At 69.1% G+C, this 16,810-nt stretch carries 16 protein-coding genes; 12 read left to right on the top strand and 4 right to left on the bottom strand.

What is annotated here, in order from left to right; translation table 11 throughout:
• Positions 1-98: 98 nt before the first annotated feature.
• The 8 genes from ACWEIJ_RS26360 (at position 99) to ACWEIJ_RS26325 (ending at position 8,769) form a co-directional block, all read left to right on the top strand.
• The gene (locus ACWEIJ_RS26360; protein WP_449839906.1) at positions 99-1,919 is read left to right on the top strand and encodes a dynamin family protein; all 1,821 of its coding nucleotides are present in this window, start codon (positions 99-101) and stop codon (positions 1,917-1,919) included.
• Positions 1,916-3,310 carry a hypothetical protein gene (locus ACWEIJ_RS26355; RefSeq protein ID WP_449839905.1) on the top strand — a complete coding sequence of 465 codons (1,395 nt, stop codon included), beginning with the start codon at positions 1,916-1,918 and terminating at the stop codon, positions 3,308-3,310. Before ACWEIJ_RS26360 ends, ACWEIJ_RS26355 begins: the two co-directional genes overlap by 4 nt.
• Before the next feature lie 15 nt (positions 3,311-3,325).
• Complete coding sequence (locus tag ACWEIJ_RS26350) at positions 3,326-4,600, top strand: PhzF family phenazine biosynthesis isomerase (RefSeq protein ID WP_449839904.1); 1,275 nt, start codon at positions 3,326-3,328, stop codon at positions 4,598-4,600.
• A gap of 187 nt (positions 4,601-4,787) precedes the next feature.
• On the top strand, positions 4,788-5,738 hold the full coding sequence (locus ACWEIJ_RS26345; RefSeq protein ID WP_449839903.1) for a LysR family transcriptional regulator: 951 nt from the start codon (positions 4,788-4,790) through the stop codon (positions 5,736-5,738).
• Between the two features lie 373 nt (positions 5,739-6,111).
• Complete coding sequence (locus tag ACWEIJ_RS26340) at positions 6,112-6,975, top strand: gamma-glutamylcyclotransferase family protein (RefSeq protein ID WP_449839902.1); 864 nt, start codon at positions 6,112-6,114, stop codon at positions 6,973-6,975.
• A gap of 69 nt (positions 6,976-7,044) precedes the next feature.
• Positions 7,045-7,632 carry a dihydrofolate reductase family protein gene (locus tag ACWEIJ_RS26335; RefSeq protein ID WP_449839901.1) on the top strand — a complete coding sequence of 196 codons (588 nt, stop codon included), beginning with the start codon at positions 7,045-7,047 and terminating at the stop codon, positions 7,630-7,632.
• Positions 7,633-7,698: 66 nt separating this feature from the next.
• Positions 7,699-8,286 carry a DUF4232 domain-containing protein gene (locus tag ACWEIJ_RS26330; protein ID WP_449839900.1) on the top strand — a complete coding sequence of 196 codons (588 nt, stop codon included), beginning with the start codon at positions 7,699-7,701 and terminating at the stop codon, positions 8,284-8,286.
• Positions 8,287-8,769, top strand: a complete 483-nt coding sequence (locus ACWEIJ_RS26325; RefSeq protein WP_449839899.1) for an alpha/beta hydrolase — start codon at positions 8,287-8,289, stop codon at positions 8,767-8,769.
• Here ACWEIJ_RS26325 and ACWEIJ_RS26320 read toward each other — a convergent pair.
• The 4 genes from ACWEIJ_RS26320 to ACWEIJ_RS26305 are packed head-to-tail and all read right to left on the bottom strand — an operon-like array spanning position 8,759 to position 12,415.
• Complete coding sequence (locus ACWEIJ_RS26320; RefSeq protein WP_449839898.1) at positions 8,759-9,358, bottom strand: M15 family metallopeptidase; 600 nt, start codon at positions 9,356-9,358, stop codon at positions 8,759-8,761. The two genes, ACWEIJ_RS26325 and ACWEIJ_RS26320, sit on opposite strands and share 11 nt — an antisense overlap.
• A 22-nt stretch (positions 9,359-9,380) precedes the next feature.
• Entirely contained in the window at positions 9,381-9,767 is a 387-nt protein-coding gene (locus ACWEIJ_RS26315) for a hypothetical protein (RefSeq protein ID WP_449839897.1), read from the bottom strand.
• The gene (locus ACWEIJ_RS26310) at positions 9,767-11,953 is read right to left on the bottom strand and encodes a glycoside hydrolase domain-containing protein (protein ID WP_449839896.1); all 2,187 of its coding nucleotides are present in this window, start codon (positions 11,951-11,953) and stop codon (positions 9,767-9,769) included. Before ACWEIJ_RS26310 ends, ACWEIJ_RS26315 begins: the two co-directional genes overlap by 1 nt.
• 3 nt (positions 11,954-11,956) lie before the next feature.
• Positions 11,957-12,415: a hypothetical protein gene (locus ACWEIJ_RS26305; RefSeq protein ID WP_449839895.1), complete on the bottom strand. Its 459-nt coding sequence runs from the start codon at positions 12,413-12,415 to the stop codon at positions 11,957-11,959.
• A 389-nt stretch (positions 12,416-12,804) separates the two neighbouring features.
• Here ACWEIJ_RS26305 and ACWEIJ_RS26300 point away from each other — a divergent pair, with 389 nt between their 5' ends.
• The 4 genes from ACWEIJ_RS26300 (at position 12,805) to ACWEIJ_RS26285 (ending at position 16,808) form a co-directional block, all read left to right on the top strand.
• Entirely contained in the window at positions 12,805-13,236 is a 432-nt protein-coding gene (locus ACWEIJ_RS26300; protein WP_449839894.1) for a hypothetical protein, read from the top strand.
• A gap of 241 nt (positions 13,237-13,477) precedes the next feature.
• Entirely contained in the window at positions 13,478-13,738 is a 261-nt protein-coding gene (locus ACWEIJ_RS26295) for a hypothetical protein (RefSeq protein ID WP_030467713.1), read from the top strand.
• A complete protein-coding gene (locus ACWEIJ_RS26290) occupies positions 13,738-13,989 on the top strand; it encodes a hypothetical protein (protein WP_030467714.1) in 252 nt (83 codons plus the stop codon). The genes ACWEIJ_RS26295 and ACWEIJ_RS26290 overlap by 1 nt, the downstream gene beginning before the upstream one ends.
• Positions 13,989-16,808 (top strand): FtsK/SpoIIIE domain-containing protein, encoded by a 2,820-nt coding sequence (locus ACWEIJ_RS26285; protein ID WP_449839893.1) that lies wholly within the window; start codon positions 13,989-13,991, stop codon positions 16,806-16,808. Before ACWEIJ_RS26290 ends, ACWEIJ_RS26285 begins: the two co-directional genes overlap by 1 nt.
• Positions 16,809-16,810: the final 2 nt, after the last annotated feature.

Here is a 16,810-nt window from a genome sequence, read left to right as displayed (position 1 = left end):
GTGAGCAACATCACCGCCCGCCGCGAACAGCCCCGTCTCCCCCGAACGGAACCGGTCTTGCGTTCGAGGCTTTCACCCAAGGGGGTGAACACGGCACTATGAGTCAGGTGATGGCACCGCCCTGGCTCGACGTGCTCGACGACACGATCGACGCCTGCGTCACGCACCGGAGGCCCGACCTCGAGGCCCGGCTGCGCGAGAAGCGGGCTCAGCAGCTCGACCCCAAGTTGCGCGTTCTCGTCGTCGGCGAGTCCAAGCAGGGCAAGAGCCAGCTGGTCAACGCCCTGCTCAACGCCCCCGTCTGCGCGGTCGGCGACGACATCACGACCACCGTGCCCACGTTCGTGCAGCACGCGGAGACGCCGTCGGCCGCGCTGGTCCGCAACGCCTCCGCCCGCGGGTCGATCTTCCACACGCCGACCGAGCGCATCGCGGTCCCGATCGAGCAGGTGACCAAGCAGGTCACCACCGCCCGCTCGCAACACGTCGTGCGCGCCGAGATCGGCATCCCGCGCGCGTTGCTCGACAACGGGCTGGTCCTGATCGACACCCCCGGCGTGGGTGACACCCGATCCGCGCACACCGCCAGCACGTTCGCGACGCTGCTGCAGGCCGACGCCGCGCTGCTGGTCTCCGACGCCACCGGTGAGCTCACGGCGGCGGAGATGGCGCTGCTCAAGAAGGTCATGGAGGCCTGCCCGAACGTCACCGTGGTCGTCACCAAGATCGACCTGGTGCCGGCCTGGCGCACGGTCGTGGAGCGCAACAAGGCCCTGCTCGCCCGCGCCGGCATTCCGGCCAAGCTCATCCCGGTGTCGTCGGCGCTGCGCCTGCGCGCGGCCAAGACCGGTGACCAGCGGCTCAACACCGAGTCCGGTTTCCCCGAGCTGCTGGCCTGCGTGCAGCGGGACATCGTGGCGTCGGCGGACCTCCTGGCCCGTCGTGCCGTCGCCGTCGTGGCCTCGTCGGCGATCAGCCAGCTCGTCACGCCGTTGCGGGAAGAGCTGACGGCCCACGACTCGTCGCACACGGCCGCCACCATCTCGACGCTGCAGGAGGCCCAGCGACGGGTCGACGAGCTGCGGCGCCGGTCCGCCCGTTGGCAGAACGTGCTCAACGACGAGATGGCCGACCTGATCTCCGACGTCGAGTACGACCTGCGCGACCGCACCCGCAAGATCCTGCGCGAGGTCGACAAGACCTACGACGAGGCCGACCCCGCGATCGGCTGGGACAAGTTCGAGCAGTGGCTGGAGGACAACCTCAACGAGGCCGCCACCACGAACTTCGCCTGGCTGATGGAACGCGCGGAGTGGGTGGCCGCGAAGGTCGCCAAGAACTTCCCGGTCTACCGCGAGGACCTGATCCCCGGCTCGGTGCTGCCGGACGACCTGCTGGAGCCGGTCGGCAAGCTGGACAAGCCGAAGATCGAGCCGTTCTCCGTGCCGCAGAAGCTCTTCACCGGTCTGCGCGGCTCGTACGGCGGTGTGCTGATGTTCGGCCTGGTCACCTCGCTGGCCGGGCTGCCGCTGATCAACGTGGTCTCGCTCGGCGCCGGCGCCCTGTTCGGCGGTAAGTCCATTTTGGACGAAAGCGACCAGAGGCTGAAGCGCCGCCAGGCCGCCGCGAAGGCCGCCGCGCAACGGCACGTGGACGACTTCTTCATCAAGTTCTCCAAGGACGTCCGCGACGCCGGCCGGCACATCCAGCGCTCGCTGCGCAACCACTTCAGCACCCTCGCCGAGGAGCTGCAGGAGACGTTGCTGGAGTCGGCCCGCAGCGCCAAGCGCGCGGTGCAGGACGACCAGACCGAGCGCGAACGCCGGTTGCGGGAGGGCCGCAAGGAGCTGGACAAGCTGATCACGCTCTACAAGCGGGTGCAGGCACTCGGCGGTCCGGCGATGGAGCTCTCCGCGTGACCCTGGACCGCGTCGTCTGGTCGATGCTGCAGGAGGCACTGGCCGTCTACCGCGACAGCCCGCGGGCCACCGGCTGGTTGCGCTCCCACGTCGAGCGCTACACCGAACCGGTCCGCGTGGCCGTCGCCGGTCGTTCCCGCATCGGCAAGTCCACTGTGGTCAGCGCGCTGATCGGCGACGAGTTCGCGCCGCTGAACTCCTTCGTCTGGTACCGCAACGGCACCGAACCGCGAGCGCACGTGTTCTCCGGACCCGGCCGCCCGCACGAGGTCGCGGTGGGCAGGCGGGGCGGCAGGCACCACGTCGAGATCGGCCAGTTCGACCGCGCCGACCGCGTCGTCGTCGAGTGGCCCGCGCGGACGTTGCGGGACGTCGTGCTGATCGACACGCCGGCCGAGGCCACGCCGGAGCAGGTGCTGGGCGAGGCGGACGCGTTGCTGTACCTGATGCGGCACGTGCAGGACGACGACCTGAAGTTCCTGCAGGCCGCCAACGACCACCCGATCGCCAGGGTGTCCAACGTGCACACGGTCGCGGTGCTCGCCCGCGCCGACGAGATCGGCGCCGGGCGGATCGACGCGCTGTCGTCGGCCAAGCAGATCGCCCGCCGCTACCGCCGTGACGTGGCCGTGCAACCGTTGTGCCAGAACGTGGTCTCGGTCGCCGGGCTGCTGGCCGTGGCCGCGAAGACCTTGCGGGAGGACGAGTTCGCGGCGTTGCGCGTGCTGGCCTCGCTCGGCCGTGAGGAGCTCGAGGACCACCTGCTGTCGGCGGACCGGTTCGTCGGCGAGCAGTTCCCGGTCGCGATGGAACCGGCCGTGCGGCAGGCGTTGCTCGAACGGTTCGGCATCTTCGGCGTCCGGCTGATCACCGCGCTGATCCGGCAGGGCTTCGACACGCAGGTCAAGCTCACCGGCCAGCTCGTGCAGCGCAGCGGCCTGGGCGAGCTGCGCGACTCGATCGCGATCCACTTCACCGAACGCCGCGAGATCCTCAAGGCGCGGTCGGCGTTGCTGGCGCTGGACGTGCTGTTCCGGATGGAGCCGCGGCAGAACGCCCGCAAGCTGATGGCCGACCTGGAACGGGTCGTCGCCTCCGCGCACGACTTCCGCGAGCTGCGGCTCGTGGCGGCGTTGCAGGCCGGACGCACGAAACTGCCGGCCGAGCTGCAGGCCGAGGCGTTGCGGCTGGTCGGCGCCGAGGGCACCACCCCGTTGGCGCGCCTGGGTTTCGACTACGAGGCCGATCCGCGCGAGCAGCGGGAGGCGTTGCTCGACGCGCTGGTGCGGTGGCAGGCGCAGGCCGCCGACGTGCACGCGCCGAACGACCAGCGCCGGGCCGCGCAGGTCGTGGTCCGCACCTGCGAGGGGCTACTCCCGCAACTGCGCTGAGGCACCATGGATCGCATGGAACTCGTGCGTTGGGCAGACGAGCACTTCGAGCACCTGCTGCGCTGGGCGACCGACCCGCGGATGACGAGGTACGTCGGCGACGGGAAGCCCTGGACCCCGGAGTACGTGGCCGAACGGCACGAACAGGCGTTGCGGCACTGGGAAGAACACGGTTTCGGCCTGCACGCGGTGGTGGAGGACGGCGTCGTCGTCGGGATCGGGCAGCTGGTCGTCCGCCGTCCCGACGAGATGGAGATCGGCTACTGGGTCGACGCCGACCACTGGGGCCGCGGCCTCGCCAGCCGGATCGCCGTGGTGCTGCGGGACAAGGCACTCGCCCTCAAACCCCGTGTGTTCGCGGGCCATCAGGCCGAGAACGTCGCGTCCGGACGCGTGCTGGAGAAGGCCGGGTTCAAGTACGTCACCAGCAAGTACGTGTTCGGCAGGCTCCAGCACGGTTACACGGTGGGAGAGGGCATGACCGACCAGGGCGTGCTGCGCTACAGCGCGTTCACGAAGGACCCGGCGGGCGGCAACCCGGCCGGTGTCGTGCTCGACGCGACCGGCCTGTCCGACGACGAGATGCGCGTCATCGCCGCGAAGGTCGGCTACTCGGAGACGGCGTTCGTGCTGCCGCGGGGCGGGCGCGAGTTCGACGTCCGGTACTTCAGCCCCGAGGCGGAGGTGCCGTTCTGCGGCCACGCGACCATCGCCACGTCCGTCGCGCTGGCGGAGCGGATCGGGGACGGGTCGCTGACGTTCCACACGCCGGCCGGTGAGATCACCATCGAGACCGCGGCCGGCACCGCCAGCCTGACCAGCGTGCCGACCAGCACGTCCGAGGCGGACCCGGAGCTCGTCGGCAAGGCGCTGGAAGCGCTGGGGTACCAGGAGATCGGCGACGGCCCGGTGCACGTCGGCTTCGGCGGCGCGCGGCACCTGCTGATCCCGCTGAAGTCCCGCGAACAGCTCGCGGACCTCGACTACGACTTCAACGCGTTGCGCGACCTGATGCTGGCGCACGACCTGACGACCGTGCACCTGTTCTGGCGCGAGTCCGCCGACCTCGTGCACGCCCGCGACCCGTTCCCGGTCGGCGGCGTGGTGGAGGACGCCGCGACGGGCGCTGCCGCCGCCGCGTTCGGTGGCTACCTGCGCGACCTCGAAGGGCCGCAACGGTTCGTCATCAGCCAGGGCGAGGACATGGGCAGGCCGTCCCGGCTGGAGGTCGACGCCACGCGCGAGGACCGCCGGGTGACCGTCACGGGCGCGGCGGTCGTGATCCCCTGACCCGGGACCGGGCTCGACGCTGCTGCCGCGGAGCGCAGGGTGCGCGGCAGCAGCGTCGAGCCGAAGGGGTGCGCACCCTCCCGCGCCGGACCTCGGACGCTGCCGCAAGCGCCGGGCCGGATGACTGCCACCACTATGGCCCGATCGAAGGGTGGCGGCGCATTCAGAACGGGGATACAAGGTCTTTATGCCCGAGCTGGAGCTCCGCCACCTCCGCGCGGTTCGCACCATCGCCGAGGAAGGCAGCGTGACGAGGGCCGCGACGCGGCTCGGACTGACCCAACCCGCGCTCAGCGCCCAGCTGCGCACCGTCGAGAGACTGGTCGGCGGGCAGCTGTTCGACCGGTCGCGCAACGGGTGCGAGCCCACGGACCTGGGCAGACGGGTGCTCGGTACGGCACGGCTCGTGCTCGACGAGATGGCCCAGCTGATCAGCACCACGAAGGCGACCGACCGGTGCGGACCGCTGTTCCTGGGCTGCATCCCGATCCTGTACTTCGCGAAGATCGTGGAGAACCTGCGGCAGCTCAACGCCGACGTGCGCGCGGAGGTGCGGCCGTCGTCGTCGGAGATCGTGGACATGCTCGAAGCGGGCCAGGTGCACGTGGCGCTGTTCGAGTTCTTCGACGGCATGCAGGCGCGTGACCTGGCGGGCATCGAGCTGCGCAAGCTCGTGACCGAACCGGCGTTCGTCGCGCTGTCGGAGTCCGACCCGCTGGCCGGCCAGGAGGAGATCGACCTGGCCCAGCTCGCCGACCGCGACTGGGTGACCCCGCCCAAGCAGCACATCGGCAGCCGCACGCAGATGTTCCAGGCCTGCGCGGACGCGGGGTTCGTGCCGCGGCTCACGCACCACACCGGTGAGGCGAGCATGGCCCGCGGCCTGGTGGCGGGCGGCTGCGTGTCGTTCGCCGCGGCACCGTCCCGCACCGGGGACGGCATCGTGATCAGGCGGCTGCGCGGGATGCCGTTGATGACCGACATCTTCGTGGCGACGCGGCGGGACTCGCCGGTGGCGGGGCGCGCGCACGAGGTGTTCGCGTGCGCCGCCGACGCCTACCGGTCGGTGCTCGACCGCAATCCGGAGTACCGCAAGTGGTGGGACGCGCACCCGGAGGCGCATCCCGAGTTCAACTGAGGACCTCTGCACGCTTGAGACTCGTCGGAGTGTCGGCAGTTAGACATCGGGTCAGTCACTCGAATGCGAAGTGAATGATCTCACTAACCCCCTAGGAACTGCGCTTAGACATCGGATGGGTCACGATCAGGGGGCGCAATCTGGCCCCTCGCCCTGGCACAATGGACCAATGGCCCAACCGTTTACCGACGAAAGCCATCCGGCGGAGCCCTATCCGGGCACACGTCCAGACCACTGTTTCGTCCACGTCGACGAAACGGGCTGGCCAGTGCGACCGGACCTCAGGATGGAGTCGGGCTGGCGGGTTGAGCCGGAGGACATCGATCTAGACCAATGGCTGGCGAACCGTGGTGAGCCGCCACTGGCGGCCCGAATGCCGGTGCTCGGCTACGGCTCGAACGCCAACCCCAGCAAGGTCACCTGGCTCCGCGAGGAGCTCGGACTCGAAGGCCCCGCGGTCGTGCTGCGCGCACGGTGCGAGGGCCTTTCTGCGGTCTGGGCCGCGGGCATGCGCGCGCGTGACGGCCAGCGCCCCGCGACCCTCGCGGCCGAGCCCGGCCACGTCGAGGAGCACTCCGTCTGGTTCGCCACGCCCGAGCAGCTGCGCGTGCTGGACCGCTGTGAGGGCCGCGGATTGCGCTATCGCCTCGTACGCCTGCACACGGGCCGTGTGGTGCTCTACAACGGCGGTGTCGTCGACAGCGTGCTCGCCTACACCGCGGGCTCCAAGAAGCGGATGCCCGTGCTCGTGAACGGCCGTATGGTCCGTTGCGCGGACGTCTCGCAGCGACACGCCCGCGTGCTGGGCGGGAGGCCTGCCGTGACCGACGGACTGGACGTGACCGAGGTGCACGGCGACCCGTCGGCCGACGACTGGCCCGAGCTGCTGTTCGTCTACGGCACCCTCCAACCGGGCGCAAACGCTTGGCACCTGATGGAGCCGCACGTCGTGGAGGCCGAGGAGACCCACCTGCCGGGCACGTTGTTCGACACGGGCCTGGGTTACCCCGCCCTGCGTCCCGGCGCCGGCCTGGGCGTGCCCGGTTTCGTGCTGAGGCTGCGGTCGCCCGAGGAGGCCCTGCCGATGCTCGACGAGTACGAGGGCGACGACTACCGGCGCGTGCGCGTGGTGCTGCCGGACGGCCGGATCGCCTGGACGTACCTGTGGACCGCGGCGGTGAAGGGCATGTCGGTGCTGCCCGACGGCTGGGACATCAGGTCGGCTGCCCAGTCCTGAAAGACCGATGACTTCTCCGCACCGTGCCGGTCTGCATGCCTGACACAGGACTCACGGGAGGCTGACGGCGTGCGGAAACTGACCTTTGCCATGAACGTGTCGCTGGACGGCTACATCGCCGGGCCCGGCGGCGAACTCAGCCGGAGCGCGCCGAGCGACGAGCTGTTCGGGTGGTGGTCCGACCGGGTCGCGGCGACGAGCCTGGCGCTGTACGGGCGCAAGCTGTGGGAGACGATGAGCTCCCACTGGCCGACCGCCGCCGAGCAGCCCGGTGTGACCCCGGCGCAGATCGAGTACGCCCGCCGCTGGCTGGCCATGCCGAAGGTGGTGTTCTCCTCCACGATCAGCGCGGTCGGCTGGAACGCCCGCCTGGTCACCGGCGACGCGGTCACCGAGATCGCCCGGCTCAGGGCCGAGGACGGCGAGCCCATGGACATCGGGGGCGCCACTCTCGCCGCGGCGGCGATGAGGGCCGGGCTGATCGACGAGTACGTGCTGGTCACCGCGCCGGTCCTGATGGGCGGCGGCACGCCGTTCTTCACGGCCCTGGACAACTGGGTGGACCTGACTCTGGTGGAGACCAGGACCTTTCCCGACGGCGTGCTCCTGACCAGGTACGAGACCAGGCAGGCGGCTCATCGCCAGCCCATCGAGTGAATTACCGGCACGTTGTGTGGCCGAGTTGATATTTGGGCACATCCTTCGGTGGTAGGAGGTGCACCCATGACTCGACGGTGGACGATCGCTTGCGGCCTGCTGGTGCTTGCTTCCGCGACGGCCTGCGGCGGCAGAACCGCGGACACCGGCACCCAGACGATGCCGACGTCGACCCCGCCGACGTCGACCTCCAGTTCCACCGCCGCCCCCGCCGACTCGGAGGCCGCCGTCCCGGTCGTGAAGCGCTGCGACTCGTCGGCGTTGAAGGGCCAGGTCGAACCGACCGATGCCGGCGCGGGCAACCGGTACGGCAAGTTCATCGTCACGAACACCGGCACCATGCCGTGCACGTTGAACGGCTACAGCGGTTTCCAGCTGGAGAACGCGTCCGGCGCGCTGCCGACGAAGCTGGAGCGCAAGGCCGATCCGGGTCCCGCCGCGCTGAAGCTGGCGCCCGGCGGCAAGGCCTCCGCGAACCTGCACTGGGGTGTCGTGCCGTCGGGCGACGAGCCGGTCGATGGTCCGTGCCAGCCCGAGCCGTCGAAGGCCGCGGCCATCCCACCGGACGAGACGGTGCCGCTGACCGTGCCGTGGACGTTCGGGCCGGTGTGTTCCGGCGGCCGGATCGAGATCAGCGCGTTCTACGCTTCCTAGATGGACGCACCAGGATGGCTCGCCGTGCTGACCCACGGCGAGCGCATCGCCTTTGCCTTGCGCACCACGGGAGTTCCGGCCGTGGTGACCGAGGACGTGGCCGCGGTGGTGCGGGACGCCGACCTGCCGGTCGTCCTCATTGGACACTTCACCGGCGCGCCGGCCGCGGTCCGGTACGCGCAGACGCACGCGGGGGTCGCGGCGCTCGTGCTGGTGTCGCCGGTGCTCGGCATGTGGGACGGCGCGTCCGACGAGCTGGCCGGCCTGATGGACGAGGTCAACTTCGGGCCGGCGCTGGGCGACCTGCCCACGTTGTGGCTGCACGGCGCGGACGACGAGATCGTGCCGATTTCGGACACCCGCGCCGGGACGGACCGGATTCGCGGCACCGCCTTCGAGGAGTTCATCGTGCCCGGACTCCTCGACGACGGCACCGCTGTCACGCGCATTCTTTCCTTTGTCCGCGACCTGCCTAGTACTTGAACCCGGCGAGCGACTCCACGAGCTTCGCGAGCCGCTTGTCACCGGGCTTCACCGCGATCTGGAAGTGCGCCTCGTCCGGTACGGCGAAGTCGCCACCCCACGCCACGAGCCCGCGGCACTCGTTGAGGATGGAGCGGATCGCCACCCGCTGCGAGCCGAACAGCTCCTTCGTGCCGACCGGGTACGAGCCGGGCCGGATGTCGATCGCCGTACCGGAGGCGTGGTTGCTCTGGTAGGCGGGCTGCTTGCGGTCGTGCGGCAGGAAGCCCACGACCTCACCGGGCCGCAGGGTGTCGACGTTGTAGTGGTAGCGGCGGATCACGTGGTGCAGCACGACCTGCGCCAGCCCGATGCGCAACGGCACCTTCAACCCCGTGCCCTGCACCTCGCGGGTCCAGATCTGGCCGGCGGCGTCCACGCCGTTCTCGATTTCCCAGCCGTTGGCGCTGTGCTCGACGCCGCGGGCCTTCGGCTGGACCGGCGCGGCGACCGCGGCGGTCTCCAGCAACGGCACGATGGTCGCCACCGCGGCCACTCCCGCACCCGCGCGCAGCACTGTTCGTCGAGCAACTGCGTTGTTGAGTTCCATGTCTTCCCCCAGAGCTTCGGTTTCAGCTGATCGCGGTCCACACCTGCGGCGCGATCATCACCACGACGACCGGAGTGATGGCGCTGATTGCGGAGACGAGCCACAACAGCCTTCGCGCCGTTTTCGGCAGCAGGAGCGCGACCACCTTGTTGACGACGAAGTACACCCCGACGCAGAACAGCACCAGCACCGACGCCAGCGTCACCTCGGTCCACTCGCCGTCCCCGCCGAACTTCGTGTCGCGGCCGGTCAGGCCGAGCCAGTCGCCGACCGTGTTCATGAGGACGTAGGCGAACATCGCGAGAGGTATCACCGCCGCGCAACCCACTCCGGCGTTCAACACGACGGCGCAGGTCCAGCCGACGACCGACTTCCACCGCGGCGACTCTTCGGTGCTGGTGCTGTCCACTACTGTGCCTGGCCTCGAATCGGTGCGTTGTACTTCTCGAAGACGCGGAACAACCCGATCAGCTGCCGACCGTACTCCTGGGCCTTCGGACCGGTGCCGTTGTAGCGGGCCAAGGTGTCCCGGTACTGGTACTCGAACCAGTCGAGGCGCGGACGGGGCAGCGTGATCAGCCGGGCCGCTTCGATGAGGACCAGCGGGATCGTGCTGACGTTGTAGATCGGGTCGTAGTGCAGCTTGTTCCAGACGGCCTTGATGTGATCGCTGTTGTCCTTGTTCATGATGTCGCCGTTGATGATGCCGTCGCGGATGCACTGGTTCCGCGCGTCGATCGCGACCCACGCGAAGATCTGCGCGAGACCGGTGCTGCAGTCGCCGTCGACGCCGGCGATCACCGCCGCGTCGGCAGCGGTGTCGAGCGAGTTGAACTTGCGGTACTCCCACAGCAGCGGGCACTGGATCGCCGCCTTGCGCATCCGCAGCGTCTGCGCCAGCTCGGTGATCAGCCCGTCGTACTTCATGATGACGTTGAACGCGTCTGTGGTGCTGTTGGGCCACAGGACGTCCGCGGCGGGGCCACCGGTCTCCGGCACGTCGATCGACTCGAGGTACGTCTGGACGTCGCGCAGCATGGCGTTGCGCATGCTCATGTCGAACGGACGGTCCACACCGGCCGGTGCCTCCGGCGGGTTGAAGCTGACCTGTCCCAGGTCGCGGCCGGACGCGATGTCGTTGTCGATCTCGATCAGCCCGTCGCCGGAACCCACGCTGATCGTGGAGATCTGGTCGAACGCCCAGTCCACCGGCATCGGGAAGCCGAGGTTGCCGGAGAACCCGGTCGACATGTCGCAGACGAAGCTCGCCGTGGTCAGTCCCTCGGCGCGCACCCGGCTGCACACGTTGCGCGGACCGTAGATGCCGATCTGGTAGCCACCGCCGTGCTCGGCGATGACCTCCTTGATCCCCCGGAAGTGCGGGATGATGTTGTCGGACACCTGGTAGTCGAGCGCGTCGTAGTCGACGGCGAAGTAGATCCGCGTGCCCGGCTTGAAACCGTGGTACTTGGCCCACCAGATGGCCGCGTGCGCGTCGGCCATGCCCTGCTCGCGGTTGAAGTAGGCGGCCTCACCACCGAAGGTCTGGTAGATCGGGAAGACGCGCAGGCCGTTGGACACGATGGTGTTCAGCTCGCCCGGCTGGATCATCTTGTTGAGCGTGGTGTTCGGCACGTTCGACAGGTACCGCCCGACCACCTGGTACCCGGCGCCGCGTAACGCCTGGGCACGGGCGGGGGTGATCTGCGTGACGCAGTCGAGCGCGGTGCCCCTGCGGGTCTCGTCACCGGTGGAGACCAGCAGCGAGGCCCACGTCTGGAAGTCGCCCTGACCGGTCTCCGGCAGCACGACGAACCGCTGGAACGCCTGCACCGCGCCGGCGAGCTCGGAGGTGTAGACGCTGTCGAACACCACGCCGTCGCGCTGGTTGAAGATCATTGCGGCGGTGAACAGCGAGACCCACGTGCCGGACGAGCCGACCGAGAGCAGGTTGTTCCTGATGCCGCTCCTGGTGCCAGGGCCGAAAACGCCGTTGGCGACGCCGTCCGCCATGCCGATCTGGAACTGGATGGCCAGCAGCAGCGCCTTCTGCACGTCCCGCGAGAAGTAGCCGTCGCACGGGATGATGAAGAAGTCGCGTCGCCCGACGTAGTTGCCGTTCAACCACTGCTGCACCGCGCGGACCTGGCTGCGGCCGCCGTCGATCAGGACGTACGGGTCCATGGTGAGCAGTGCCTTGAACACCTTGGGCGTCACGCCGTCGCCCGTGAAGACACCGCCGACCCCCATGTCGCGCTTGAGCTGGGTGACCGACGCGGACATCTCGCTGTTGTACGTGCCGTTCACCAGGCCGGCGGAATATCCCTTGCAGTACAGGCCGTGCCCGATGATGCGGTTGATGTTGGCGTGCGTGTTGCGGCCGTCGATCACCGGGTAGTTCTGTTGCAGCGCACCGAGAGTTCCCGGTCCGAAGGTGTCGGACAGCGCCGTGATGCGCAGCTCGTGCTGCAACGCGCGCGTGAGGGCGAACATGACCGACCAGCTGGTCTTGCCGTCCTCCTCCAGCTTCGGGATGCCGGAGACGTTGTAGGAGTTGATGAACTTCTGTGCGTCCCGCACTCTCTCGTCGACCACGGCTCAGATCCAGTTCGTCAGCAGGAGCTGACCGTTGACGAGGGCACCGGCCCTGAAGCTGTACGTCGGGTCCGTGTCCTTGGCCGCGCTGGTGATGCTGTGCAGCCCCGCCCTCGTGTTGAACGGGCCGCACTGCATCCACGTCCTCCCGCCGTTGATGGACCAGTCCATCCACACGAGGTAGCCGTCTCCGCCGAAGTTGGTGCCGGGAGCGGAGCCCAGGTACGCCCAGCCCCGGTTCTTGCCCTGCACCCCGCCGAACATCAGGTACAGGTCGGTGACGGAGTTGTTCCTCCTGTCCGCGATCACACCGGAGAGGTTGTCCGGGATGTCCACGAACCCGTTGGCGCCACCCGCGCACTGGTCCTTGGTCGCGAACGCCGCGGACGGCGCCGCCACCGTCATGGCCGCCGCCACCAGCACCGCGCCGGCACCGGCTGTGAGACGTCGTAGAGCTCTCATTTTTTGGTCCCCCCAGAGACGAGTTCTCGGTTCAGATCCCGTTGGGCAGCACGAGCCGGCCCAACGCGCAGTGGGACTCGGCGAGGCACGGCAGGCCTCGGCCGGGTCAGGGAGTCACGCGGGCGTCAGGCGGCGCGCGGCAACAGACGACGAGACGAAGGAGCCGTCGATCCGACGACGAACAGGCTCACGGTCGCATGCGAAAAAAGGCGCTTCACGGCGCTCATCGATCTTCCCCCCAGAAGATGCCCTGCCGCTGGTTCCCACTCGGCGGGCGATGAAGTTGCTTCGTCAAGCTAGCCAGACGCTCGGCTCACCCGCAACCCCCGAACGGCCAAACGAGGCCGACGCCACCCAGGCGGCCCGGCTGAGGGACAATCCGGACCGCGATGAACGAAGACGACCTCGTGCTGCTGATCACCGTGGTGGTCGAGGCGGCGGACGAGCAACAGGCGCGTGCCGCGTGCGACGCGCTCATCAGCCGTACCGGTGCACGGGTCGTGGACGCCCGCGACTGCTCGGACGAGGAGCCCGGCTGCTGGGCCGTCGTCATCACCGAGCCGAGCGCGGAGAGGGCCACCCACAACGTGTCGGCGGCGCTGGCGCGGGCGGTTCGCACGTTCGTGCGCGGGCTGGGTGACGGGTTCCCGACGCCGCGGGTGGCCTGCGAGCCGCCGACGGCGTGGACGGTGCTCGACGAGCCCGAGTTGATCAGCGGACTGGTGCCCGGTGCCGAGCGCGTCCTGGTCGAGGCGTGGGCCGGAGATGACCCGTTCGGTGCAGGCACTCCGCGTGACAAGTCACCCGTGAGGCCGTCTTGATTCACCCGGCCGGTCGGCAGGTGTCCACAACGGGGTGTAGGCGGCTCTTGTGAGGGTTACTACACGGTTGGTCAAGGGGCCGGGAACGCGCCTAACTGATCATTAAAGCAAGGCCCGTTCGAGTGGATTCAGGCATCCACCCAGTTAGCCGATCTTCGCTCTCAACTGTGAAAATCACGCCACAATCTCTACTGAGGGTGGTTGTACGACCGCTCTGTTCCGGGAGGGTTCGGGAGCCGACATGGCCAGCATCGAAGAGGTCCGTGCCGCAATTGCCCAGGCGATCGACAAGGCGAGCCAAAGCCAGTCGGCCCTCCAACAGGCGGCTGAGCTCGCCGAGGACGCGCAGCAACTGCTGACATCGGTCACGCAGGGCTCCGTGCAGGCCGACGTCGAGACGACGAACGCCCAGTTCGCCCAGGTCGTGTCCGGTGTGAGCGAGCTGCAGAACTACCTCGGCGCGGGCATTTCCGGGGCCGAGGGCATCAACAGCAGGCTTTGATGGCATCCATCGCCGAGGTTCGTGCCGCGCTCGAGCAGGCGAGCGAGATCCTGCGTGAGTCGTACCGCAGTGTGCGTTCCGCGCAGGAGGGCCTCGACGAGGCCGTCGCGATCCTCGCCGAGTCGAGCGAGAACCACCACGAGTCGCTGCTTCCACCGGAGTTCGTGCGTGCCAAGGAAAGATTCCCCGATCAGCTGGAACTGATGGTGGGAACCCTTGAGCGCATCCAACGACTCACCGTGGAGCTGTGATGAGCAGGCGGGACGATCGTCGACGGAGGATCGAGGAAGCCTTCGCGGAGTTCCAGCGCGCCGTCTCGGCCGCGCTGGGCTCCGTGGCGCGCGAGCACCGGGCGCTCGCCACCGAGCACGCGAAGGACATGTTCGAGTTCACGGTGCGCGGCATGGGCGTCGACAGGGCGATCCGCGATGCCGCGCTCGCGAACGTGACCCCGTTCCTGGTGGTCGACGAGAAGCGCGAGCAGAACCCGCGGCAGGCGCCGCTCTCGATGGCCCAGTTCGCGGAACGGCTCGCCCAGATCAAGCACGACTGGCAGCAGTCGTACCACGAGTGGACGTCGTCGGGCCCCGACCAGCTGACCGCGCTGGTGAAGTCGGTGGCCGCCGGACCGGCGTCGTGGCCGCACGAGTCGTGGCTCGGCACGCCGGGCACGCACGACGGCAGCGAGGGCGTGCCGGAGCTGTGGCGGATCGGCACGGGCGTGGTGACGTCCGCGCCGGAGGCCCAGCCGTTCCCGGTGGCCGTGCCGCTGCTGGACCAGGCGCACCTGCACATCTCGTCCACTCCGGACAGTCGCGGGCTCGCGGACACGCTGGTGGAGAACCTGTTGCTGCGGGTGCTGTCGCATTTCCAGCCGGGTCTCGTGCACGTGCACGTGTGGGACGTCGGGCAGCTGACCGGGTCGTTGCCGGGGCTGTACCCGTTGACCCGCGCCAACCTGCTGACCGTGCACGATCCGGCGCGGTTGCACGAGCTGCTGGACGAGCTGTCCGAGCACATCCGCCAGGTGCACACCAAGGTTCTGGTCGACGGGCACCTGACCGTGCGTTCGGTCAGCGGTGAGGGACGCAGGACCGAGCCGTGGCGGATCGCCGTGCTGTTCGGCAACCGCAAGGCGTTGAAGGAAGAGCACCAGCAGCAGCTGCAACGCGTGGCGCGCAACGGGTTGGCGTGCGGCGTGCAGCTGTTCATCGTGGACATCCCGATCACGATCAACTCGCCGGTCGAGACGGTGGCGTTGCGCGGCGACGGCACGGCGTTCTGCACGATGACCGGCAAGCACGTGACGGTGACGCTGGATCCCGCTCTGCCGCGGACGCTCGTGCCGCGCGCGTGTGCCGCCATCGCGGAGAAGCGCGAGGAACGCCGGACGCGCATGAGCACGTTCGGCGACCTGCTGCCCGAACGGCCGTGGACCGAGAACTCGGCGGCCGGAGTCGTTGCGCCCGTTGGGTTCGACGACGGCGAGCCGGTCTGCGTGCACCTGGGCGACACCTCGCCGCACGCGTTGATCGGCGGACCGTCCGGTTCCGGCAAGACGAACTTCCTGTACGCGATGCTCGGCTCGTTGTGCGCGCGCTACTCGCCGGACGAGCTGGAGCTGTACCTGCTGGACTTCAAGGAGGGCGTGTCGTTCGCGCAGTTCGCGCCGGGCCGCAAGGACCCGTCGTGGCTGCCGCACGCGCGCCTGGTCGGCGTGAACGTCAACACCGACCGCGAGTTCGGTGTCGCGCTGCTGAAGTTCCTGTCCGACGAGATGCGCCGGCGTGCGGACGCGGCCAAGCAGCACGAGGTCACCAAGCTCGAACACCTGCGCGCCGAGGACCCGGACGGCCGGTGGCCGCGGATCGTCGCGGTGATCGACGAGTTCCAGTACCTCTTCGGCGAACGCGACCAGGTCACCGCCGCCGCGACCCAGCTGCTGGAGGACGTGGCCAGGCGCGGTCGTTCGCAGGGCATCCACCTGGTGCTGTCGTCGCAGGACGTCTCGGGCATCGAGGGGTTCTGGGGCAAGTCGGCGATCTTCGAGCAGTTCACCGTCCGCATCGCGCTGCCCAAGGCCCGCCGGGTGCTGGCCGAGCCGCAGAACGACGCCGCGGTGGAGCTGCCGCGCTGGCACGCGGTGATCAACCACGAGTCCGGGGTGAAGCCGGGCAACGAGATCTGCCGCGTGCCGGACTCGACGTCCAAGGGCACCATGGACTTCCTGCAGAACGAGCTGTGGCGCCGCGATCCCGGCGAGGCCCCCGGCCTCTTCGACGGAAGCAAGGTGCCCTTTCTCGACGCGCTCCCGGACTTCCTCGAACTGCGGCCGGGCGACGCATCGCCTACCGTGCTGTTGGGACAGGTGATCGACGTCGCGGGCAGCGCGGCACGGGTGCGGTTCGCCCGCACGCCGGGCCGCAACATCGCGGTCATCGGCTCCGTGGTCCAGGACGCGGCCGCCGTGCTCGGCGGAGCGGCCGCGTCGCTGGGCAGGCAGCACGAGCCGCACGAGGCCGCGTTCACGCTGGCGTGCCTGGTCGACGAGGCCATGCCGTCCGTGTTGCACCTGGCGAAACGCCTGAGCACGGACGGCCACGACGCCTCGATGATCGGCATCGACGGCATCCGCGAGCTGCTGGACCGCACCGCGGCCCGGTTGCAGTCGATCAACACCGGCACGTCCGACACGCCGCCGTCACCGCACTACCTGGTGCTTTACGGCGTCGACGCGGCGCACACGTTGCTGGAGCAGAAGGATCCGGCGACGCGCGCGTCCGGGTTGGACAGCCTGCGCACGGTTCTCAAGCACGGCCCGGAGAACCGCACGCACGTGCTGGGCTGGTGGCGCGGTGTCACGAGGCTCAAGGCGAGCCTCCCGCCGGGTGTGTACGACGACATCGGCGCCTGGGTGGCGTTCGACGTCCAGGGCAAGGAGCTGCTGTCGCTCGGACCTGAACAGGTCATGGCCTGGTCGCCGCGACCGCGCCGCGGCCTGTTCTTCGACCGGTTCGAGCACTCGCGACCGCAGGTGATCATCCCGTTCGACACAGGAGAAGCGTGTTGACT

It is taken from the genome of Lentzea sp. NPDC004789, from assembly GCF_053601075.1.
The sequence above is the reverse complement of the archived record's forward strand: the minus strand, read 5'-3'. Positions and strand labels throughout refer to the sequence as shown.

Excerpts from the sequence above, each read along its gene's own strand:
- ACWEIJ_RS26300 (WP_449839894.1), top strand. The coding sequence starts at position 12,805 with ATGAACGAAGACGACCTCGTGCTGCTGATCACCGTGGTGGTCGAGGCG.
- ACWEIJ_RS26320 (WP_449839898.1), bottom strand. The coding sequence starts at position 9,358 with ATGGAACTCAACAACGCAGTTGCTCGACGAACAGTGCTGCGCGCGGGT.
- ACWEIJ_RS26295 (WP_030467713.1), top strand. The coding sequence starts at position 13,478 with ATGGCCAGCATCGAAGAGGTCCGTGCCGCAATTGCCCAGGCGATCGAC.
- ACWEIJ_RS26325 (WP_449839899.1), top strand. The coding sequence starts at position 8,287 with ATGGACGCACCAGGATGGCTCGCCGTGCTGACCCACGGCGAGCGCATC.
- ACWEIJ_RS26330 (WP_449839900.1), top strand. The coding sequence starts at position 7,699 with ATGACTCGACGGTGGACGATCGCTTGCGGCCTGCTGGTGCTTGCTTCC.
- ACWEIJ_RS26345 (WP_449839903.1), top strand. The coding sequence starts at position 4,788 with ATGCCCGAGCTGGAGCTCCGCCACCTCCGCGCGGTTCGCACCATCGCC.
- ACWEIJ_RS26350 (WP_449839904.1), top strand. The coding sequence starts at position 3,326 with ATGGAACTCGTGCGTTGGGCAGACGAGCACTTCGAGCACCTGCTGCGC.
- ACWEIJ_RS26285 (WP_449839893.1), top strand. The coding sequence starts at position 13,989 with ATGAGCAGGCGGGACGATCGTCGACGGAGGATCGAGGAAGCCTTCGCG.
- ACWEIJ_RS26305 (WP_449839895.1), bottom strand. The coding sequence starts at position 12,415 with ATGAGAGCTCTACGACGTCTCACAGCCGGTGCCGGCGCGGTGCTGGTG.
- ACWEIJ_RS26340 (WP_449839902.1), top strand. The coding sequence starts at position 6,112 with ATGCCGGTGCTCGGCTACGGCTCGAACGCCAACCCCAGCAAGGTCACC.
- ACWEIJ_RS26360 (WP_449839906.1), top strand. The coding sequence starts at position 99 with ATGAGTCAGGTGATGGCACCGCCCTGGCTCGACGTGCTCGACGACACG.
- ACWEIJ_RS26290 (WP_030467714.1), top strand. The coding sequence starts at position 13,738 with ATGGCATCCATCGCCGAGGTTCGTGCCGCGCTCGAGCAGGCGAGCGAG.